19 protein-coding genes and 1 pseudogene are annotated in these 19,466 nt (G+C 65.4%); 13 read left to right on the top strand and 7 right to left on the bottom strand.

Annotation, left to right across the window (positions count from 1 at the left end; all coding sequences use genetic code 11):
* The first annotated feature begins 44 nt into the window (after positions 1-44).
* The 6 genes and pseudogenes from cbiB (at position 45) to cobT (ending at position 5,906) form a co-directional block, all read left to right on the top strand.
* Positions 45-1,001 (top strand): adenosylcobinamide-phosphate synthase CbiB, encoded by a 957-nt coding sequence (gene cbiB / locus CLU85_RS14980; protein WP_100412571.1) that lies wholly within the window; start codon positions 45-47, stop codon positions 999-1,001.
* The gene (locus CLU85_RS14975) at positions 998-2,086 is read left to right on the top strand and encodes an aminotransferase class I/II-fold pyridoxal phosphate-dependent enzyme (RefSeq protein ID WP_100410957.1); all 1,089 of its coding nucleotides are present in this window, start codon (positions 998-1,000) and stop codon (positions 2,084-2,086) included. The genes cbiB and CLU85_RS14975 overlap by 4 nt, the downstream gene beginning before the upstream one ends.
* The gene (locus CLU85_RS14970; protein WP_100410956.1) at positions 2,083-2,877 is read left to right on the top strand and encodes a HipA family kinase; all 795 of its coding nucleotides are present in this window, start codon (positions 2,083-2,085) and stop codon (positions 2,875-2,877) included. The genes CLU85_RS14975 and CLU85_RS14970 overlap by 4 nt, the downstream gene beginning before the upstream one ends.
* Positions 2,864-3,256, top strand: coding sequence for a DUF3037 domain-containing protein (locus CLU85_RS14965; protein ID WP_100410955.1), 393 nt, complete (start codon positions 2,864-2,866; stop codon positions 3,254-3,256). The genes CLU85_RS14970 and CLU85_RS14965 overlap by 14 nt, the downstream gene beginning before the upstream one ends.
* A gap of 35 nt (positions 3,257-3,291) precedes the next feature.
* Positions 3,292-4,772 (top strand): annotated as a pseudogene (locus tag CLU85_RS14960) (cobyric acid synthase).
* Positions 4,773-4,835: 63 nt separating this feature from the next.
* Positions 4,836-5,906: a nicotinate-nucleotide--dimethylbenzimidazole phosphoribosyltransferase gene (cobT, locus tag CLU85_RS14955; RefSeq protein WP_100410954.1), complete on the top strand. Its 1,071-nt coding sequence runs from the start codon at positions 4,836-4,838 to the stop codon at positions 5,904-5,906.
* A gap of 41 nt (positions 5,907-5,947) precedes the next feature.
* Here cobT and CLU85_RS14950 read toward each other — a convergent pair whose 3' ends face one another.
* On the bottom strand, positions 5,948-7,081 hold the full coding sequence (locus CLU85_RS14950) for a GGDEF domain-containing protein (RefSeq protein WP_232727835.1): 1,134 nt from the start codon (positions 7,079-7,081) through the stop codon (positions 5,948-5,950).
* Between the two features lie 251 nt (positions 7,082-7,332).
* On the opposite strand from CLU85_RS14950, the gene CLU85_RS14945 reads away from it, so the two are divergent.
* The 6 genes from CLU85_RS14945 to CLU85_RS14920 all read left to right on the top strand — a co-directional run bounded on the left by CLU85_RS14945 (position 7,333) and on the right by CLU85_RS14920 (position 13,305).
* On the top strand, positions 7,333-8,427 hold the full coding sequence (locus CLU85_RS14945) for an ABC transporter ATP-binding protein (RefSeq protein WP_100410953.1): 1,095 nt from the start codon (positions 7,333-7,335) through the stop codon (positions 8,425-8,427).
* A gap of 60 nt (positions 8,428-8,487) precedes the next feature.
* Positions 8,488-9,780, top strand: a complete 1,293-nt coding sequence (locus CLU85_RS14940) for a PotD/PotF family extracellular solute-binding protein (RefSeq protein ID WP_100410952.1) — start codon at positions 8,488-8,490, stop codon at positions 9,778-9,780.
* Positions 9,781-9,952: 172 nt separating this feature from the next.
* Positions 9,953-10,867, top strand: coding sequence for an ABC transporter permease (locus CLU85_RS14935; RefSeq protein WP_100410951.1), 915 nt, complete (start codon positions 9,953-9,955; stop codon positions 10,865-10,867).
* 1 nt (position 10,868) lies between these two features.
* The gene (locus tag CLU85_RS14930; RefSeq protein WP_100410950.1) at positions 10,869-11,756 is read left to right on the top strand and encodes an ABC transporter permease; all 888 of its coding nucleotides are present in this window, start codon (positions 10,869-10,871) and stop codon (positions 11,754-11,756) included.
* Positions 11,757-11,769: 13 nt separating this feature from the next.
* Positions 11,770-12,531, top strand: a complete 762-nt coding sequence (locus CLU85_RS14925) for a GntR family transcriptional regulator (RefSeq protein WP_100410949.1) — start codon at positions 11,770-11,772, stop codon at positions 12,529-12,531.
* A gap of 21 nt (positions 12,532-12,552) precedes the next feature.
* Positions 12,553-13,305: an aspartate/glutamate racemase family protein gene (locus tag CLU85_RS14920; RefSeq protein ID WP_100410948.1), complete on the top strand. Its 753-nt coding sequence runs from the start codon at positions 12,553-12,555 to the stop codon at positions 13,303-13,305.
* A gap of 37 nt (positions 13,306-13,342) precedes the next feature.
* On the opposite strand, the gene CLU85_RS14915 is transcribed toward CLU85_RS14920, so the two are convergent.
* The 4 genes from CLU85_RS14915 to CLU85_RS14900 form a co-directional block, all read right to left on the bottom strand.
* Positions 13,343-14,263, bottom strand: a complete 921-nt coding sequence (locus tag CLU85_RS14915) for a dioxygenase (RefSeq protein WP_100410947.1) — start codon at positions 14,261-14,263, stop codon at positions 13,343-13,345.
* 65 nt (positions 14,264-14,328) lie between these two features.
* Entirely contained in the window at positions 14,329-15,315 is a 987-nt protein-coding gene (locus tag CLU85_RS14910) for a tripartite tricarboxylate transporter substrate binding protein (RefSeq protein ID WP_100410946.1), read from the bottom strand.
* A 60-nt stretch (positions 15,316-15,375) separates the two neighbouring features.
* On the bottom strand, positions 15,376-15,654 hold the full coding sequence (catC, locus tag CLU85_RS14905; RefSeq protein ID WP_100410945.1) for a muconolactone Delta-isomerase: 279 nt from the start codon (positions 15,652-15,654) through the stop codon (positions 15,376-15,378).
* Between the two features lie 12 nt (positions 15,655-15,666).
* Positions 15,667-16,863, bottom strand: a complete 1,197-nt coding sequence (locus CLU85_RS14900) for a muconate cycloisomerase family protein (RefSeq protein ID WP_100410944.1) — start codon at positions 16,861-16,863, stop codon at positions 15,667-15,669.
* Positions 16,864-17,037: 174 nt separating this feature from the next.
* Here CLU85_RS14900 and cynR point away from each other — a divergent pair, with 174 nt between their 5' ends.
* Positions 17,038-17,922 carry a transcriptional regulator CynR gene (cynR, locus tag CLU85_RS14895; RefSeq protein WP_100412569.1) on the top strand — a complete coding sequence of 295 codons (885 nt, stop codon included), beginning with the start codon at positions 17,038-17,040 and terminating at the stop codon, positions 17,920-17,922.
* Here the strand turns inward: cynR and CLU85_RS14890 are convergent.
* Together CLU85_RS14890 and nth are read right to left on the bottom strand one after the other, a co-directional pair.
* Entirely contained in the window at positions 17,906-18,682 is a 777-nt protein-coding gene (locus CLU85_RS14890; protein WP_100410943.1) for an alpha/beta fold hydrolase, read from the bottom strand. The two genes, cynR and CLU85_RS14890, sit on opposite strands and share 17 nt — an antisense overlap.
* 78 nt (positions 18,683-18,760) lie before the next feature.
* A complete protein-coding gene (gene nth / locus CLU85_RS14885) occupies positions 18,761-19,399 on the bottom strand; it encodes an endonuclease III (RefSeq protein ID WP_100410942.1) in 639 nt (212 codons plus the stop codon).
* Between the last annotated feature and the right edge of the window lie 67 nt (positions 19,400-19,466).

Raw genomic sequence — 19,466 nt, 5'->3', positions numbered from 1 at the left:
CCGACCACTGGCTTTTGCTGATCACACCCGCCGGGGGCTGGCCCATGGTGGCGGTGTGGATCGGCGTGCCGCTGCTGGCGCTGGCGGTGGACTGGTGGCTGGGCGAGCCGCCCGCCGCCTGGCACCCGGTGGTCTGGATGGGGCAGGCGCTGCAGTGGTGGGGCGGCCGGCTGGCGCCCCCTGTGCCTGTAGCCCGGGATTTGAAGATCTTTTGGCTTTCAGCGCTTGTCTGGTGTGCGCTGGCAGCTATTGTTTTTATAGTGGGATGTGCCGTGCAGCAGTTGGTGCTGATGCTGCACGGCTTTGTGGCCGCTGCGTTGATGGCCCTGCTGCTCAAGCCACTCTTGGCCTGGCGCATGCTGCGCGATGAGGTGCTGGCGGTGGAAGAAGCGCTGGCCCGTTCGCTGCCCGAGGGGCGCGAGCGCCTGGCGCGCCTGGTGAGCCGGGACGTGACCCAGCTCAGCGCACTGCAGGTGCGCGAATCCGCCATTGAATCGCTGGCCGAGAACCTCAACGACTCGGTGGTTGCGCCGCTCTTTTGGTTTGCGCTGCTGGGTTTGCCCGGCGCCGCGCTGTACCGCTTTGCCAACACGGCCGATGCCATGTGGGGCTACCCCGGCATGCGGGGTGGGCGCTACTGGCAATGGGCAGGCAAGTGGGCGGCGCGGGCGGATGACGTGTTGTCGTGGGTGCCCGCACGCATCACGGCCTTGCTGCTCGCGACGGGTGCCCAGGGCCTGCCGCTCTCCACGCTGGCCCGCCAGGCGAGCAAGACCCCGTCGCCCAACAGCGGCTGGCCCATGGCCGCCATGGCGCTGGCTTTGGGCGTGCGCCTGGCCAAGCCGGGCGCGTACACGCTCAATCGCAAGGGCCGAAGGGCTGGGCCCCTGGATACGCGGCGCGCGGCGCGCATGGGCACCCGGGTGGTTGTGTGCATGGTGCCGGTGGTGGCGGCGCTCCAGTTGCTGGCGCTGGGGTTTTTTTCCTGGCTGCACGCATGACACATTTCAAGCCCTTGCCCACGCAGGTGCCGCTGCATGGAGGTCCGGACGCTGACGGTGTACCGCTGTTTGATTTTTCGACCAACAGCAACGCCTGTGGGCCGTGCCCCGAGGCACTGCACGCCGTGCAGGTGGCCGATGCCACGCGCTATCCCGACCCGGCGTACACGGCGCTGCGCGAGGGCCTGGGCGCATTCCATGGCGTGGCGCCCGGTCGTATCGTGCTGGCCGCCAGTGCCAGCGAGTTCATCCACCGCATCACCGCACTGGCCGTGCAGCAGGGTGCGGTGCAGGTGGCGGTGCCCTTGCACAGCTACGGTGACTATGCCCAGGCGGCGCAGGCGCGGGGCCTGGGGGTATTGCGGGGCGGTGATGTGTCGCCAGCAGGTTTGCAATGGGCGTGTGCGCCCTCCAGCCCGCAGGGTTTGCAAGATCCGGCTGTGCGCCCGTGGAGCGAGACGGGCCATGCGGCGACTGGCTTGCGCGTTCTCGACTGCGCCTATGTCCCCTTGCGCCTCGACCAGGATGGCGGCTGGACCGGTGCCCCCGCATCGCTGCAGCCGCCGTCAGCCTGCTGGCAGCTTTGGACACCCAACAAGGCCTTGGGGCTCACCGGGGTGCGGGCCGCCTATGCCGTGGCGCCCGCAGACAGCGAACCGCTGGTGCAGGCATTGACGGCGCTGGCGCCTTCGTGGCCGGTGGGTGCGCATGGCGTGGCGTTGTTGCAGGCCTGGATACAGCCCACGGTGCAGCAGTGGCTGGTTCACAGCCTGAGCACTTTGCGCGCATGGAAGATCCGCCAACAAGGGCTGTGTGCTGCCCTGGGCTGGGCCGTGCATGCCGACAGCCTGGCCAACTATTTCTGTGCGCAGCCCGCTACCGCCACGCTGCAACATGACCTGGTCGCCTTGCGGGCTGTGGGCATCAAGCTGCGGGATGCCACATCGTTCGGGCTGCCCGGCACCCTGCGTTTGGGTGTGCTCGCACCCGTTGCGCAAGACACGCTGCGGGCCGCCTGGGAAGGGCTGCGGCCCGGCCGTACCATCGTCGGCAGCGTTTCAACCGGTTCAAGGGAGACCTCGTGAGAACCATCACCGTCAATCGCTACGTCACGCCGCTGCGTGAAGGTGGCTCCATGCCCGCCATCGTCGAGGGCGACGACCTGGGCACTTACGTGCTCAAGTTCCGTGGCGCAGGGCAGGGCGTGCGCGCCCTGCTGGCCGAAATGATTGCCGGCGGCATCGCGCGTGCGTTGGGCCTGCCCGTGCCCGAGATCGTGCTGGCCCAGCTGGACACAGCCCTGGCCCAGACTGAGCCCGACCCCGAGATCCAGGATCTGGTGCGCGCCAGCGGTGGCCTCAACGTGGGGCTGGACTACCTGTCGGGCTCGCTCAACTTTGACCCGGCGGTGGACGTGGTGTCTGACGATTTCGCCTCGCGTCTCGTGTGGTTCGATACGCTGGTGGGCAATGTGGACCGCACGGCGCGCAACACCAATTTGCTCATGTGGCACCGCCAGCCCTGGCTCATCGACCATGGCGCAGCGCTGACCTTTCACCATGCGTGGAATGGTGCTGTAGCCCAGCCCGCCAAACCGTTCGCGCCGATTGCCGACCATGTGCTGCTGGCCCAGGCCACTGCGCTGGCGCAGGTAGATGCCGAGCTGGCTGGACGCCTCACACCTGAGGTGGTTGCGGGCATCCTGGCCGAGGTGCCCGACGAGTTTTTTACGTTGGCTGGAGCCGATCATGCCGAAGGCCCGCTGACTGCCCCCGCAAGCCACCGCCAAGCCTATGTGGATTATTTCTGCGCACGCATGGCAGGGCGCGAAGTCTGGGTGAATGCGGTAAAGGGGGCCTTCGATGCACGCCGCTGATGTGTACGACTACGCCATCGTGCGCGTGGTGCCCCGCGTGGAGCGCGAGGAATTCATCAACGCAGGCGTGATCCTGTCGTGCCAGCGCAGCGGCTTTTTGAAGGCGGCCATCGCGCTCGACGAAAAGCGTTTGCTCGCCATGGACCCCCAGGTAGACATGGACACGGTGCACCGACACCTCGCCGCCATTGTGGCCATTTGCGCAGGCGACGAGGGCTGTGGCCCCATTGCGCGCCTGCCGTACCGCCAGCGTTTCCATTGGCTCACGGCCAAACGCAGCGCCATCATTCAGACCTCGCCCGTGCACACCGGCCGCTGCACCGATGCGGCCGCGGCGCTTGAACACATCATGGACCGCATGGTCCTTCCACTGCCTTGACTTCACTCACATCCTCCAAACTGGCCCGCTGCGTGATGGTGCTGGGCACCACCAGCGGCGCGGGGAAAAGCTGGCTCACCACCGCGCTGTGCCGTTACTACAGCAACCTGGGCCTCAAGGTTGCGCCCTTCAAGGCGCAGAACATGAGCAACAATGCGCGCGTGGTGTCGGGCCCTGGCGGCGGCCTGGGTGAGATCGGTTCAGCCCAGTATTTCCAGGCCCTCGCGGCCCGCGCCGAGCCCGAGGTGCGCATGAATCCGCTGCTGCTCAAGCCCGAGGCCGACACGCACAGCCAAGTCGTGCTGATGGGGCAGGTGAGTGCGGAACTCACGGCCATGCCGTGGCGCGGCCGCAGCGAAAAGGTGTGGCCGCAGATCGCCGCTGCGCTGGATGCACTGCGCGCCGAGAACGATGTGGTCGTCATCGAAGGCGCAGGCTCGCCCGCCGAGATCAACCTGCACGCCAGCGACATTGTGAACATGCGGGTAGCGCGCCATGCCGGTGCGCGCTGCTTGCTGGTGACCGACATAGACCGGGGCGGCGCGTTTGCCCACCTGTATGGCACCTGGGCGCTGTTGCCTGAAGAGGAGCGCGCGCTGATCCACGGCTTTGTGCTCAACAAGTTCCGTGGCGATGCCAGCCTGCTGGCGCCAGCCCCGCAAATGCTGCAAGAGCTGACCGGCGTGCCCACCGTGGCCACCATCCCCATGCACTGGCGCCACGGCTTGCCCGAAGAAGATGGGGTGTTTGATGACCGCACGCTGGCGACTGGCCCCGTGCACACCACGGTGGCCGTGGTGGCCTATCCGCGCATCAGCAACCTCGACGAGTTCCAGCCGCTCAAGAACGTGCCCGGTGTGCGCCTGCTGTGGGCGCGCAGCCCGGCCGACCTGGGGGGCTGAAGCCCTCCGACTGGGTGGTACTGCCGGGCTCCAAATCCACCGCGGCGGACCTGGGCTGGTTGCGTGCGCAGGGCCTGGACAGCGCCATTGCGGACCATGCAGCGCGGGGAGGCACAGTGCTCGGGGTGTGCGGTGGGTTGCAGATGCTGGGCGAAGCGCTCATCGACACCGCAGGCATCGACGGCAATGCGCCCGGCCTGGGCCTGCTGCCCCTGGTCACCACCTTCGAGCTTGCCAAAACCGTGCAGCGCACGCGAGCGCAGTTTGGCGCGGTGCAGGGCGCCTGGGCGGCACTGGCCAGTGTCCCCGTCACGGGCTACGAAATTCACCACGGCCAGACGGCCCAGCACCCGGCCATGGCCGCCAAGGGCGATGTGGCACGCGAGGTCATGCCCGGCATTGCCTGGCAAAACCCGGTGGGCAATGTGCTGGGTGTGTATCTGCATGGTTTGTTCGAAGACCCCGCAGCACTGCAAGCTCTGTTTGGCCGTGCGGGCGCGGCGCCCGTGCCCACGCTCGATGCCGTGTTTGAGGGCCTGGCCCGCATGGCACAGGCCAGCTTTGACCCGGGTGCGCTGCGGGAACTGGTCGCGCAAGACCCACCCAGCCCCTGAGCGCTTCGTGCCTCGGCACCCTCCTTTTCGAATTTCTTCTTCATTTTTTTGACTCCCTCCACCATGCAACAACTGGCCCAGTTCACCACCCCTGCCATCGCCGACATTGCCAATGCTCCCTTGACCGCACGGTTGCAGCATTTGCTGGACAACAAGACCAAACCGCTCGGATCTCTGGGGCGGCTCGAAGCGCTCGCCTTGCGCATCGGCCAAGTGTTGGGTACCGAGGCCCCCGTGCTCACGCAGCCGCAGATGCTGGTGTGTGCGGGCGACCATGGCTTGGCGGCAAAAGGCGTTTCGGCCTTTCCCAGTGATGTGACCTGGCAGATGGTGGAGAACTTTCTGGCCGGTGGCGCTGCGGTGAGCGTGCTGGCCCGCCAGAACGGCCTGCAACTCACGGTGGTGGACTGTGGCGTGGCGCGCCGCATTGCTCCGCGCGATACGGCCCCTGGCGCCCCACGCCTGTTGGTGCGCAATGTGGCGCCAGGCACTCAGGATGCCTCGGTGGGCCCGGCCATGGCGGCTGATCAATGCGCGCAGGCGCTGCTCAACGGCATGGAGGTGGTGCGTGGCTTGCCGGGCAATGCGCTGCTGCTGGGCGAGATGGGGATCGGCAACACCTCGGTGGCATCGCTGCTGTTAGCGCGTCTGGCGGGTTTGCCGCTGACCGAGGTGACTGGTGCAGGCACCGGCCTGGACGCCGCGGGCATTGAGCGCAAACGCGTTGTGTTGCAACAGGCGCTGGATGCGAACGCCGACGCCACCACGCCGCTGGCCGCACTGGCCGCTTTGGGTGGCTATGAGGTGGCGACCTTGGTGGGCGCGGTGCTGCAGGCCGCTGCCGATCGCCGCGTGATTGTGGTCGATGGTTTCATCACCAGCGTGGCTGTGTTGGTGGCCAGTCGGCTGCAGCCCGCCGTGCTGCAGCGCTGCGTATTTGCGCACCGATCGGGTGAGCGTGGCCACGGTTTGATGCTGGCACAGATGCAGGCGGAGCCGCTGTTGGACCTGGGTTTGCGGCTGGGCGAGGGCTCGGGCGCCGCGTTGGCCTGGCCGCTGTTGCAGTCCGCCTGTGCGGTGCTGGCCGACATGGCGAGTTTTGAATCGGCCGGGGTCACCACCCAGTCGGCCTGATCTGGCTCGCTGCATGCCTTGGCACGCAGGCTGCAAGTGCATCAGCCCACCACGGTGCGGTTGCGGCCTTCTTTTTTGGCGCGGTAGAGTGCGGCATCGGCCCGGCTCAGCATGGTGTCCAGCGTTTCGTGTGATCCGGTCCAATGGGTCAGTCCGATGCTGACCTGGCAGTCGAGCGGGTGGCCCGTGGCCAGCGTGGCGTGTATGCGCTGGGCCACGCCCAGGGCTGCGACAGCATCGGCGCCGGGCAGTAGCACAAGAAACTCTTCGCCCCCATAGCGGCCCAGTCGGTCGGCGCGGCGCAGCACCTGGCGGGTGCGCTCGGCAAAGTGCACCAGCACGGCGTCGCCATGCTGGTGACCGCGCGTGTCGTTCACGGCCTTGAAGTTGTCAAGGTCTACCATCATGATGGATGGTCCGTTGCCATAGCGCTGTGCGCGTTCCAGCTCGTCCTCGCAGCGCTGTAGCAGCGCGCGTCGGTTCAGGGTCTGGGTGAGCGAGTCATAGGTGGCCAGGTGCTCCAGCTCGGTGCGCAGGCGGTCCGTAGCCATTAGCACGGCGCCAATGGACAGCATCAGCACGGTGAGCACATAGGCGCCGATGTAAAGGGTCTGGAACAGCGACGGCTCCATCAGGTCGTTGCCCGCGTGTCCGGCCAGGATGGAGCCCAGCCGCACGGCGAGCACCAGCATGTGCAGCCCCAGCACCGCCTCCACCAGCCGCACCGGAAAATTGCGGTCACCGTGGCGCAGCATGAAGTGCAGTTGTGTGGCGTACAGCATTCCCATCACGACGGTGTAGAAACCCACGCGCAGCGCGTAGTTGGGCGACCCGTAGGTCAGCCAGACAAATACCACCGTGGTGCCCGCCATCACCCAGTTCCAGGTCCGCCATGTGGCGGGCTGGCCCATGAACTGCCGGGTGCCCATGTAGTAAGTGACCGAGCCCAGCACCAGCAACTGGTTGGCCAGCACCAGGCCCAGCCAGTCGGGGATGGCGCCGCGCGCGCCGAACAACACGGTGGACACAAGCCAGAGCAGGGGCGCCACCGCCCAGCCACCCACGCCCCGGATGCTGGGTGGGTAGTGCCGCCGCATGAACAGCAGCACCATGGCCATGACGGCAGACATGAAGCCCGCCAGGGCAATCATGGAGCGCGGGTCGAGGTTCGTCATGCGGCGGGCAAGGGCGTAATGGACTTACGTAAAAAATTGTTTCAACGGCGAAGGTCAGTATAGCCACGCCCTACGCGGCGCCGCTGCATGTGCGCTGCTTCGGTGCGTGCCATGCACCGGGTGGAGCCAGTGCACATGCGGGTTCTCGCGGGATTGGGGCATCTGCGGGCACAGTGTTGGTGCATTTTGTATGCAAAGCACATAAAACATTGTGTACAAAGTTGGCATGGGCTTTGCGTAGTGCATACCCCATGCAAAGCCAGACCCCTGCGCCTACTCCCGCCGCCATTGAAATCGTCGCGCTCACCAAGCGCTACGCCAGTGGCAAGCCCGCCGTGGATGCCATTAACTTGCGCATCGCCAGCGGCAGCTACTGTTGCTTGCTGGGGCCTTCGGGCTGCGGCAAGAGCACCACCTTGCGCATGCTTGCCGGGCACGAGTCGGTGACCAGCGGCGACATCTTGCTGGAGAACCGCAATATCACCGACCTGCCCGCTGCCGCGCGCGGCACGGCCATGATGTTCCAGAGCTTTGCGCTGTTTCCGCACCTCTCGGCGCTCGATAACGTGGCCTTCAGCCTCAAGATGAAGGGCATGGCGAAGGCCGAGCGCCAGGCCAAGGCGCGTGATTTGCTGGAGCGCGTGGCCATGGGCCACCTGGCTGAGCGCAAGCCTGCAGAGCTGTCGGGCGGGCAGCAGCAGCGTGTGGCGCTGGCTCGCGCCCTGATCACCCAGCCGCGTGTGCTGCTGCTGGACGAACCTCTCTCGGCGCTCGATCCGTTCTTGCGCATCCAGATGCGCGCCGAGCTGCGCCGCTGGCAAAAAGAGCTGGGCCTGACTTTCATCCACGTCACCCACAGCCAGGAAGAGGCCATGGCCCTGGCCGACACCATGGTGGTGATGAACCACGGCGTGATCGAGCAGGCGGGCAGCCCGCACGAGGTCTATAACCGCCCCGCCAACGAGTTTGTGGCGCGCTTCATGGGCGGGCACAACGTGATCGACACGCCCGAAGGCAAGGTGGGCGTGCGCACCGACCACCTGCAGATCGCCCCCGTCCACGCCGAGCTGCCCTGGGGCGCCCAGCGCATGCAGGCCGTGGTGACGGATGTCGAGTACCAGGGCACCTATGTGCTGCTGGGCCTGCAAAAGCAGGGCGTGGCGCTGTCGGCCAACGCCACGGCGGCCTTTTCGGTGATGGTGTCCGAAGCCGCGTTTGCCACGCAGCCCTACCAGGTGAGGCAAGGCGTGCAACTGCACTGGACGCCCGACCAGGCGCACCCGCTGACCCAGCCTGCGGCCCCTTCAGCGGCGGTGCCCGCTCCCGCAGTGGCCCTGGCCGACTGATCTTGTCGCTGCGCAGCCTTTTTTTAACCCGTCCCCTTCCGCAACCCAAGGAGTTTTCCCATGTCCGATGCTTCCCGTGCTGATTCCCCCGCTGTTGTACCCGACGCCACCGGCATGCAGCGCCGCTCGCTGCTCAAGGGCACGGCGGGCATCCTGGCTGCCGGCGTGTTTCCGGCCGTTCACTCGCAGGAAAAAATCGTGCTGCGCTACCTGGGCACGGCGGTGAACCAGGACAAGGCGATTGCCGAAAAATTCAAGGCCGACACCGGTATCGAGATCCAGTACGTGGCCGTGACCACCGACGACGTGACCAAGCGCGCCGTCACGGCCCCCAACAGCTTTGACCTGATCGACACCGAGTATTTCTCGCTGAAAAAGATCGTGCCCACGGGCAACTTAAAGGGCATCGACACCAAGCGCATCAAGAACGCCGACAAGATCACCCCACTGTTCACCACCGGCATGGTGGCGGGCAAGGCCGTGGGCGACCAGGGCACCGCGCCCAAGAAGGTGATCTACCTGGAAGGCGAAAAGTCCAAGAAGTTCGCCGCTGCGCCCACGCAGTTCATGAGCCTGATCCCCACCGTGTACAACGCCGACACGCTGGGCATCCGCCCCGACCTGATCAAGCGCCCCATCAATTCCTGGGCCGAGCTGCTCAACCCCGAGTTCAAGGGCAAGACCGCCATCCTGAACATCCCCTCCATCGGCATCATGGACGCCGCCATGGTGGTCGAGGCCATGGGCATCTACAAGTACCCCGACAAGGGCAACATGACCAAGAAGGAGATCGATCTCACGATCAAGACCCTGATCGAAGCCAAGAAGCAGGGCCAGTTCCGCGCGCTGTGGAAGGACTTCAACGAGTCGGTGAACCTGATGGCATCGGGCGAAGTGGTGATCCAGTCGATGTGGAGCCCCGCCGTCACGGCCGTGCGCACCAAGGGCATCGCCTGCAACTTCCAGCCGCTGAAGGAAGGCTACCGCGCCTGGGCTGCAGGCTTTGGCCTGCCCGCTACGCTGTCGGGCCGCAAGCTCGATGGCGCGTACGAGTTCATCAACTGGTTCCTGGACGGCTGGGCCGGTGCCTACCTGAACCGCCAGGGCTACTACAGCGCCGTGCTCGACACCGCCAAGTCCAAGATGGAAGCCTACGAGTGGGCCTACTGGATGGAAGGCAAGCCCGCCACGCAAGACATTAAGAGCCCGGGCGGCGACGTGCTGGCCAAGACCGGTGCGGTGCGCGACGGCGGCAGCTACGAATCGCGCATGGGCGGCATTGCCTGCTGGAACGCGCTGATGGACGAGAACAATTACATGGTCCAGAAGTGGAATGAATTTGTAGCGGCATAGGAAGCACCCCCTGAGGCGCTGCGCGCCTTCACCCCTCTCTCGACCCGCTGCGCGGTTCGGGAGGGGGACGCTCCCAGCGCTGCGGGGCGGCCCTTGCGCGGGAGCACTGGCCTCTGGCCGCGCCGGTTTCAAGGGCAGCGTGCAGCGCTGCTGATATCTGAATGCAAGCACCATGAGCACGACCAACACACCGACCTTGCCCGCTGCAGCTGTCCCCGGCCGCAGCATTGCCGCCTGGTGGCAGGCTGCGCCGTTCACGCTGGTGTTCGCGCTGTTTTTCCTGATTCCGCTGGTGCTGATCGTGATGGTCAGCTTCTGGGATTTCAACGAGTACGAGCTGTTGCCCGGCGTCACGTTCAAGAACTACGTGTCGATTTTTACGGGCTGTGGCGATGTGTCGGAAGGCCTGTGCGTCACGCTCAAGACGTATTACTCCACGCTCAAGTTCAGTTTTCTGGTGTGGCTGATCACGCTGGCGATCGGTTTCACCGTGGCCTATTTTTTGGCCTTCCATGTGCGTTCATCGGGCATGCAAACGCTGCTGTTCGTGCTGTGCACCATTCCGTTCTGGACCTCGAACGTAATCCGCATGATCTCGTGGGTGCCGCTGCTGGGGCGCAATGGTTTGGTGAACCAAACCTTGGTGGGCATGAACCTCATCGAGACGCCCATTGAGTGGCTGCTGTTTTCTGATTTCTCGGTGGTGCTGGCCTTTGTGCACCTGTACACCATGTTCATGATCGTGCCCATCTTCAACAGCATGATGCGCATCGACCGCAGTCTCATCGAGGCCGCCAGCGACAGCGGGGCCAGCGGCTGGCAGACGCTATGGAACGTGATCGTGCCGCTGTCGCGCACCGGCATCATCATCGGCTCGATCTTTGTCATCACCATCGTCATGGGCGACTTCGTGACGATCGGCGTGATGGGCGGCCAGCAGATCGCCTCCATCGGCAAGATCATTCAGGTGCAGACGTCTTACCTGCAGTTTCCGCTGGCGGCGGCCAATGCGGTGATTTTGCTGGTGGTGGTGCTGATGATCATCTGGGGCCTCACGCGCCTCGTCGACATCCGAAAGGAGCTGTGAGATGAAAGTGCGCGAATCCCGCCCCGCCAGCTTCTGGCCCCTGGCCCTTGTGTTTGCTCTGTTCGTGTTGTTCATGTACGGGCCCATGTTTGTCATCGTCATCCTGAGCTTCCAGGGGCCCGAGGGCGGGCTGACCTTCCCTATGCGCGGCGTATCGCTGCACTGGTTCACCAAGCTGGCGGAGGGGCTGGGCGTGGTGGACATTGGTGCGGCGCTCTGGCGGTCACTGGGCCTGGGCGCGGCGGTGATGCTGTGCACGGTGGTGCTCTCGGTGCTGGCGGGCCTGGCATTTCGCAAGCGGCTGGCGGGGGGCAACACGCTGTTCTTCATCGTCGTGGCCAGCTTGATCATGCCGTCCATCATCGTGTCGCTGGGCATCGGGCTGGAGTTCCGGCTCATCGACAACGGCATCAAGGCCGCGTTGGAATGGCTGGGCATGGAGAGCACGCTGGAAAGCTATGGCACGTCGCTGGGCCTGTTCACCTCGGCCCTGGGCGCGCATCTGACCTGGACGCTGCCGTTCGGCCTGCTCATCATGTTCGCGGTGTTCAACCGCTTCAACCCTGCGTACGAAGAGGCCGCGCGCGACCTGGGGGCCACGCCGTGGCAGGGCTTTGCCCATGTGGTGCTGCCACTGATCGCGCCCTCGGTCGTGGGCATCGGCATGTTCGGCTTCACGCTCAGCTGGGACGAGATCGCCCGCACCTCGCAGGCCATCGGCGACGTGAACACGCTGCCGCTGGAGCTGCAGGGCCTGACCAGCACGGTGACCACGCCATCCATCTATGCGCTGGGTACGCTGACCACGGTGGTGTCGTTCATCGTCATGGGCATCACGCTGGTGCTGGTGTGGGCATTGGGCCGCAGGCGCAAGGGCCGTTCGAGGTAAAAACGGCACCCTTATGACGACCACCCTCCCCAAGCCCCGGCGCGCGCGCGCTGCGGACACCGAACCGCCCGTGCAGCCCGACACGACCGGCCAGCTCAGCGACAACGACATGTACGACCGCATGGTCTCTGCCATCCTCGACCACCGGCTACCGCCCGGCACCAAGCTGGTGGAAGACAAGCTGGCGGCGGCCTTTGGCGTATCGCGCACCCGTGTACGGCCTGTGCTGGTGCGGCTTGCCAACGAGCAAGTGGTGACCCTCACGCCCAACCGGGGCGCATCCATTGCCCAGCCCACGCCGCAAGAAGCGCTGGAGGTGTTCGAGGCCCGCCGCCTGCTGGAGCCGCGCCTGGTGGAGCTGTTTATTGCCAACGCCACCGACGCCGACATTGCTGCGCTGCGCACCTGCATCGACGACGAGGAGGCCGCCCGCGCCAGCGGCGACATGCGCCGCGCCATCCGCCTGTCGGGCGACTTTCACCTGCACATCGCGCAGGCCGCAGGTCACCAGACGCTGGGCCGCATCCTGCGCGAGCTGGTGTCGCGCACCTCGCTCATCCTCATGACCTACAGCCCGAGCCATGCGCGCGAGCGCGAGGAGGCGACGGCCTGCGGCTGTCGGGAGCATCGGGCATTGATTGATGCGATTCGCCTGCGCGATGTGCGCGAAGCGCCCCGGCTGATGTTGGCCCACCTGGCCCGCATCGAAACCCAGCTGGAGTTCACCCCGCCGGCCGCTGATGCCCCTGACCTCGCCCAACTGCTGGGCGCCTGATTCGATTCTTCACGCCTTGCCATGCGCCAGTTGCTCGTCATCAACCCCAACACATCGGCCAGCGTCAGCGCCTTGCTGCAGCAGCATGTGCAGGTGGCCGCAGGCTCACACGTGGCGGTGCGCACGGCCACTGCGAGATTTGGGGCGCCCTACATCGCCTGCGAGGCCAGTTACGCGGTGGCGGCTCATGCGGCGCTGGATGTGTGGGCATATGAACTGGTACAGCCGTTGCGATTGCCATTGCCTGATGCTGTGCTGATCGGCTGTTTTGGCGACCCGGGCCTGATGGCGCTGCGCGAAAGCAGCCCCGTGCCTGTGACCGGCCTCGCAGAAGCTTCCTTCATCGAGGCCGCACGCCATGGTCGCTTTGCCATCGTCACGGGAGGCGAGCGTTGGGGGCCCATGTTGCAGCGCCTCGCTCAGGCCTTGGGGCATGCCCATGCGCTGGCCGGCATTCACACCGTGGCGCCGACCGGCGCCCAACTGGCGGCCGACCCCGAAGCCGCCCGCAGTCTGCTGGCGCAGGCCTGCCGCGATGTGGTGCGGCAGATGGGTGTGCAAGCCGTGATCCTGGGCGGCGCCGGGCTGGCCGGCATGGCCGCTGCGGTGCAGCCGCAGGTGGCGGTGCCGGTGATTGACAGTGTGGTAGCCGGGGCCCACTGGGCGCTGCGCGCCCACCCGGTGCCACCGGAGCGCAAGGTGGCAGGGTTTGATGTGGCCTGGATGGGGGTGTCGGGGGCCATGGCAGCGCTGGGCTTGCACCCAGGCGCCTGATACCGAAAGATTCCCAGCCGTGGCGGTCGTTGCCCGCTCAGGCCGGTGTGGCCACACGCTCCATGCGTGTGAGCGGCAGCGCCTCATCCTGGGACACGGCCTTGGTCAGGACAAAGTTGAACACCGACCGCGTGAACGGCGCGCCAATGCCCAGCGATTCATACCCTGCGGGTGCCACATTCTTTTGCAGCTCCACAATCAGGCCATCGCGCGTAGCGAACGCAAAGTCGTCATCGATGTAGGTGTCGCCAGGGATATTGACCTGCGTGGTGAGCGTGCGCATGCCCGTGGCCGTGACGAGAAAGTGAATGTGCGCAGGCCGATGGCCATGGCGACCGAGGGCGGCAAACAGCTCAGCCACCGGGCCGGACGGAGGAATGGCGTAACCGGGCGGCAAGAAACTGCGGAAGCGATAAAAGCCCTTGGCATCGGTCTCGATGCGGCGGCGCAACTCGTAGGGCTGCATGCCGGGAAAGAAGTGCGAATAGCCACCTTGCTCATTGGCGTGCCACACATCCACCATGGCATGCGGGACAGGCTTGCCTTCCAGGTCCAGCACCTGGCCTTCCATGACAAACACATCGCCTTTGGGCTCGCCCTCGTCCACACGCACTTCCACCTTTGCAGTGGGGGCGCCGGCAACGAACAGCGGGCCTTCAATGGCACGCGGCGTGCCGCCAGCGCGGCCGGCTTTCTGATCGGCCTCGTCGGCGCGGATGTCCAGCAAGCGGTCAAAGCCCAACCCCGCAGTGATCAGCCCGGTCTGTCCGGCTGCGCCCAGGCGCGTGAGCCAGGCCACGCCGGCCCAGAACTCATCGGGAGTGATGTCCAGATCGTCGATGGCCTTGAACAGGTCGGTCACGATGCGTTGGGAAATAGCGCGCACACGGGCGTTGCCGGGGGCGACTTGCTGGGTGTTGACCAGTTCGAGCAACTGGGATGCGGTGAATTCAGCCATGGGTTATGTCTCCTCGGTGGGAATGGATGGTTGGAAATCGTGAGAGAAAGGAAATCGGCGGTCGATCAGTCGAGCTTGATGCCACGCTCGGCAATCAATTTCGACCAGCGATCGGACTCTCGGGCCAGGTGCGTGGCGAGTTCAGCAGGCGTGGAGCCCACGGGTTCGGCGCCAATGGTTTCAAAGCGCGCCACCACGTCGGGCAGCTTCATCGCATCGCGCAGGGCGCTGTTGAGCTTGTTGACGATGGCCGGTGGCGTGCCTGCGGGCATGAACACCGCGAACCAGGGCGACACTTCGTAGCCGGGCAAGCCGGCTTCGGCGAGGGTGGGCACGTTGGGCAGCGTGGCGGAGCGCTTGGCCGTGGTCACGCCCAAGGCGCGCAGCTTGCCCGACTGGATATGGGGCTTGGCCGAGGTGATGCTGTCGAACATGTAGTTGATCTGCCCGCCCAGCAGGTCTGCCACTGCCGGGCCGCTGCCTTTGTAAGGGATGTGCAGCATGTCGACCTGCGCAAGCGAGTTGAACATCTCGCCCGCGAGGTGGATCGAGGTGCCGTTGCCGGCCGAACCATAGGTGAGCTTGCCCGGCGCCTTGCGCGCGGCGGCGATCACGTCGGTGGCGGTTTTTATGTCGGGCTGTGTGGCATTGGTCACCAGCACGTTGGGTACCACGGCCAGCAGGCTCACCGGCGCAAAGTCCTTGACTGGGTCGTAGGACAGCTTGCCGTACAACGGCTTGTTGGTGGCCATGCCGATGGAGGTGATCATCAGCGTATAGCCGTCGGCCGGTTGCTTGGCCACGAATTCGGCGCCGATGTTGCCGCCCGCGCCTGCCTTGTTCTCGATCACGAAGGGCTGGCCCAGCGCTTGGCCCGCCTTCTCGCCCAGGGTGCGGGCAATGGCGTCCATGGCGCCGCCGGGCGGGAAGGGAACGACCCAGCGGATCGGCTTGTTCGGCCAGTTAGAGCCTGTGGCCTGGGCGTGTGCTGCAGGGAATGCGGCCAGCGCCAGGGTGGCAGCCAGCAGCGTGGGGGTGAGTGGTCTTTTCATCGGGTCTTGTCTCCATGTCTTTCTTTTGAGCTTTGGCGCGCTGGGTCGTAGCGAAGCGGGTCAGCCGATGGCTGAGGGGTGCTGCGCCAGCGGCGTCACCGATATCTTCATGAAGGGGAACAGCGGCAGGCCCTGCAGCAACTGGTGCAGTTCATCGTTGGAGGACACGTCGAAAACGCTGTAGTTGGCGTATTCGCCCACCACGCGCCAGATGCTTTTCCACCGGCCATCGCGCTGCAGGTCCTGTGAATAGGCCTTTTCGCGGGCCTTGATGTCGTTGATCTGCTCGACAGGCAGGCCATGGGGGATGTTGACGTCCATGCGAACGAGGAACAGCATGTGGGAGTCTCCTTAAACGGTGGCAGGGGTGGTGGCCTTGCGGCCCATGTCGATGTGAACGGGGGATTGGCCCTCGCGCGCACGGTCGAAGCGGTCGAGTTGGGCGAGCGATACCTGCACGCCAAAGCCCGGACCGTCGGGCAGCTGCAGCGCAAACTCGGCGATGGGCATCTGTGATTCCACAATGTCATCCACCAGCAGTTGGGGGCCGAACAGTTCGCAGCCGTGGTGCTGACCCCCCAGGGTCGAGAACACGTGGGCCGACGCGGCGCTGCCCAGCGAGGTCTCCAGCATGGTGCCGCCGTACCAGCCGATGTCGGCCGCCTCGGCCACTGCCGCCACCTTGCGGGTGCGCAGCAGACCACCGTGTTTGGCCACCTTGAGCGAGAACACGTGGGCCGCCTGCTCGCGCGCCAGAAGCATGGCGTCTTGCGGGGTGCACACGGTTTCGTCGGCCATGATGAGGGCGCCGGGCAGGGTGGCGGTCAGGCCCTTCAATGCTTCCACGTTCCAGCGCGCCACGGGCTGCTCGATCAGGCTTACACCGGCCTCCACCAGTTGCGGCAGGTAGCGGCGTGCGGTGTTGCCGTCCCACGCCTGGTTGACGTCCACGGTGAGTGTGGCCTTGCCTTGCAGGCCGCGCGCGATCTGCGTCACATGGGCCACGTCATCGGCCGGGGCGTTGGCGCCGATTTTCATCTTGAAGATGCGGTGGCGCTTTTGTTCGAGGCGCAATTGCGCCTCTTGCAGATCGCGCTCTACATCGCCGCTGGCCAGGGTCCATGCCAGGGGCAGGCTGTGATGTACTTTGCCGCCCAGCAACTGCCAGGCGGGCTGGCCCAGGGTTCGGGCCACGGCGTCGATCAACGCCATCTCCATGGCGCTCTTGGCAAAGGCGTTGCCTTTGCAGGCCTTGTCCATGCGCGTCAGCGCTGCTTCGAAGCCGCCGCCGTCCTGTCCGACCAGGGCCGGTGCGAGGTAGTTGGCAATAGCGTGATGGATGCTCTCAGGCGATTCCTCGTTCCACGAAGGGCCGCCGATGGTGGCGGCCTCGCCAAAACCGCAGGCGCCGCCTTTCAGCCACAACTGCACTATGACCGGGCTTTGTCGGCTGATGGACCCGAACGACAGCTTGTGCGGTCGAATGGTGGGGATGTCTAGGATGCGCGCTTCGATGCGCTCGACGGTGAATCCATCGCGGTGGTTCATGCGGGGCCTTTGATCGATCTGTGTGCGATGCCCGTCCTCCCTGAGGAGGCCCAAGCCATTGCAAGATTAATGGCGGTTTCTCAACAAATCCAATGAATCATTTTCAATCGACCATTCGATATGATCGATGAAAAGTCGGCCGTGCTTCAACGGTGCGACGCGGGAGCATCACCCATGGAAATCCGCCAGCTTCGCTACTTTCTCGACATCGCACGCACCGAGCACCTGACGCAGTCCGCGCAGAACCTGTTCGTCACGCAGTCCACCCTATCGCACGGCCTGCGCCAGCTGGAGCAAGAGCTGGGTGTGGCATTGTTCGATCGATTGGGCCGGGGGCTCAAGCTGTCGCAGGCCGGTGTCGTCTTTCGCAGCCATGCAGCCCGAGCGCTGCAGGAGATCGAGGCCGGCCGCATGGCCTTGGCCGACATGGGCGCACTGCAGACGGGGTTGCTCACCGTGGGGGTCATCCCGACCTTTTTGCACACGCTGGTGCCAGCTGCTGTGGCGGCTTTCAGCAGCGCCTATCCGGGCGTGAACGTGGTGGTGCGCGATCTGCGGGCCGGCCCTATCGAGGAACAGTTGGTGGCGGGGCAATTGGACGTGGGCATCGCCTTTTATCCCACCGAGCGCGAGGAGATCGAGACCGACCCCCTGTTCGAGGAGCGTCTGCAACTCGTCGTCAACCACCAGCACCCGCTGGCGCGGCGTCGCACACTGGCCATCAAGGACCTGGCTGCGGTGCCACTGGCCATGCTGCCGCGCAGCTTTGCCACACGCCGCCTCATCGACGACAGTCTGCGTGCTGCGGGCGTGGTGCCCCTGGTGCGGGTGGAGATGGAATCCGTTGAGGGCCTGCTCGACGTGTGCCGCTGGGGTGAACTGGCCAGCATTGCGCCCGAGCGTGCTGCGCAGCAAGCCAGCGACCTGCACGCCATCAACCTGCATTCACCGACCATGCTGCGGCAGGCGGGCATTTTGTGGCGCAAGGGCGCGTCGCGCAGCAGGGCAGCGTTGGAGTTCGCAGCCCTGCTTCAGTCCACTTTCAGTGGGCGGCGATGAATGCCGATACGACGCGCGCGAACTCGGCCGGTTTCTCCACCGCACTCAGGTGGGCTGCATCGATGAAGGACAGCTGTGCGCCCGGGATGGTTTCGGCGATCGTCTGCGACAAGGCCGGTGGCGTGGCCTCGTCGCGGGTGCCGGCCAGCACGAGTGTGGGGCAAGCAATGCTGCGGTTGCCCGCTGCGAGGTCGATGGCGGCCACAGCGGTGCAGGCGGCTGCATAGGGCACTGGCGCCGTATCGACCAAGATGGCCCGCATGGCGGCTACACGGGCGCTGCCGCCGTGGAGGTTGTCGGTGCAGATTTCGGGCGTGAACCAGCGCTGCATCGCACCGTCGGCAATGGGCTCGATGCCCTGGGCCAGCACGGTGGTTACGCGGGTCTGCCAGCCCACCTGTGCCGCTTCATCGTAGTGACAGGCCGAGTTGGCAATGGTGATACTGCGCACCAGCGCAGGGTGGCGCGCGGCCAGGGCCTGCGCCGTCATCCCGCCCATGGACAGACCCACGAAGTGCACCGGCTCGCCCCCTGCATGGGCACGGATGAACGCGGCCGCATCGTCGGCCAAGTCTTGCATGCTGTAGGGGCCTTCAGTCGCCGGCGAGCGGCCATGGCCGCGGTGGTCGTAGCGCAGCACGGTGTATCGGTCCTGCAGCGCAGAGGCCACGTCGTCCCACATTTGCAGGTCGCAGCCGAGAGCGTGGCTCAGAACGACGACAGGCCCCTGGCCTTGCTGGACGAAATGGAGTGGGGACATGGGCAACCTCTTCGGTGAGTCAAAAAAAGGTGGGATTGTGCACATGCTGTGCTCAGCGCGTTGGCGAGTGTCTGGATTTCAGGGAGCCATCGTTTTGGGCGCGTAGTCGCAATACGGACTCACCACGCATTCCCAGCAGCGTGGTTTGCGCGCCTGGCAGACATAGCGTCCGAGCAGGATAAGCCAGTGGTGCGAGTCCACGGCGTAGGCGGCGGGCACGCGCTTCATGAGCTGCAGTTCCACCGCCAGCGGATTTTTTCCTGGTGCCAGGCCCGTGCGGTTGCTCACGCGAAAGATGTGGGTGTCTACCGCCATCGTGGGCTGGCCGAAGGCCACGTTCAACACCACGTTGGCCGTCTTGCGGCCCACACCCGGCAAGGCTTCCAAGGCTTCCCGCGTGCGGGGCACCACGCTGGCGTGCTGCTCCACGAGGATGCGGCAGGTTTCCATCAGGTTCTTGGCCTTGGTGCGGTACAGCCCGATGGTCTTGATGTAGCCCTCCAGCCCCGCCAACCCCAGGTCCAGAATGGCCTGCGGAGTGCCCGCCACCGGGAACAGTTTGCGGGTGGCCTTGTTCACGCCCACATCCGTGGCCTGGGCGGAGAGCAGTACGGCGGCCAGCAGTTCGAAGGTGGTGGTGTATTCCAGCTCCGTGTTGGGCAGGGGGTTGGCCGCCTTCAGCGTGGCAAAAAAGGGTTCGATCTGCGAGGTTTTCATCGGGGCTTCTGGTGGGTATCTTGGGGAGCAAAGCAACGCTCCGGTGGGGCTGTCCGGCTTGTTGGGG

Origin of the sequence: Acidovorax sp. 69 (assembly GCF_002797445.1) — a bacterium.
GTDB lineage: Bacteria > Pseudomonadota > Gammaproteobacteria > Burkholderiales > Burkholderiaceae_C > Acidovorax.
The sequence above is the reverse complement of the archived record's forward strand: the minus strand, read 5'-3'. Positions and strand labels throughout refer to the sequence as shown.

Bases quoted from the DNA above. Each gene is read 5' to 3' on its own strand.
- cbiB (WP_100412571.1), top strand. From the start codon at position 45: ATGGTGGCGGTGTGGATCGGCGTGCCGCTGCTGGCGCTGGCGGTGGAC.
- CLU85_RS14975 (WP_100410957.1), top strand. From the start codon at position 998: ATGACACATTTCAAGCCCTTGCCCACGCAGGTGCCGCTGCATGGAGGT.
- CLU85_RS14965 (WP_100410955.1), top strand. From the start codon at position 2,864: ATGCACGCCGCTGATGTGTACGACTACGCCATCGTGCGCGTGGTGCCC.
- cobT (WP_100410954.1), top strand. From the start codon at position 4,836: ATGCAACAACTGGCCCAGTTCACCACCCCTGCCATCGCCGACATTGCC.
- CLU85_RS14950 (WP_232727835.1), bottom strand. From the start codon at position 7,081: ATGACGAACCTCGACCCGCGCTCCATGATTGCCCTGGCGGGCTTCATG.
- CLU85_RS14945 (WP_100410953.1), top strand. From the start codon at position 7,333: ATGCAAAGCCAGACCCCTGCGCCTACTCCCGCCGCCATTGAAATCGTC.
- CLU85_RS14940 (WP_100410952.1), top strand. From the start codon at position 8,488: ATGTCCGATGCTTCCCGTGCTGATTCCCCCGCTGTTGTACCCGACGCC.
- CLU85_RS14935 (WP_100410951.1), top strand. From the start codon at position 9,953: ATGAGCACGACCAACACACCGACCTTGCCCGCTGCAGCTGTCCCCGGC.
- CLU85_RS14930 (WP_100410950.1), top strand. From the start codon at position 10,869: ATGAAAGTGCGCGAATCCCGCCCCGCCAGCTTCTGGCCCCTGGCCCTT.
- CLU85_RS14925 (WP_100410949.1), top strand. From the start codon at position 11,770: ATGACGACCACCCTCCCCAAGCCCCGGCGCGCGCGCGCTGCGGACACC.
- CLU85_RS14920 (WP_100410948.1), top strand. From the start codon at position 12,553: ATGCGCCAGTTGCTCGTCATCAACCCCAACACATCGGCCAGCGTCAGC.
- CLU85_RS14915 (WP_100410947.1), bottom strand. From the start codon at position 14,263: ATGGCTGAATTCACCGCATCCCAGTTGCTCGAACTGGTCAACACCCAG.
- CLU85_RS14910 (WP_100410946.1), bottom strand. From the start codon at position 15,315: ATGAAAAGACCACTCACCCCCACGCTGCTGGCTGCCACCCTGGCGCTG.
- catC (WP_100410945.1), bottom strand. From the start codon at position 15,654: ATGCTGTTCCTCGTTCGCATGGACGTCAACATCCCCCATGGCCTGCCT.
- CLU85_RS14900 (WP_100410944.1), bottom strand. From the start codon at position 16,863: ATGAACCACCGCGATGGATTCACCGTCGAGCGCATCGAAGCGCGCATC.
- cynR (WP_100412569.1), top strand. From the start codon at position 17,038: ATGGAAATCCGCCAGCTTCGCTACTTTCTCGACATCGCACGCACCGAG.
- CLU85_RS14890 (WP_100410943.1), bottom strand. From the start codon at position 18,682: ATGTCCCCACTCCATTTCGTCCAGCAAGGCCAGGGGCCTGTCGTCGTT.
- nth (WP_100410942.1), bottom strand. From the start codon at position 19,399: ATGAAAACCTCGCAGATCGAACCCTTTTTTGCCACGCTGAAGGCGGCC.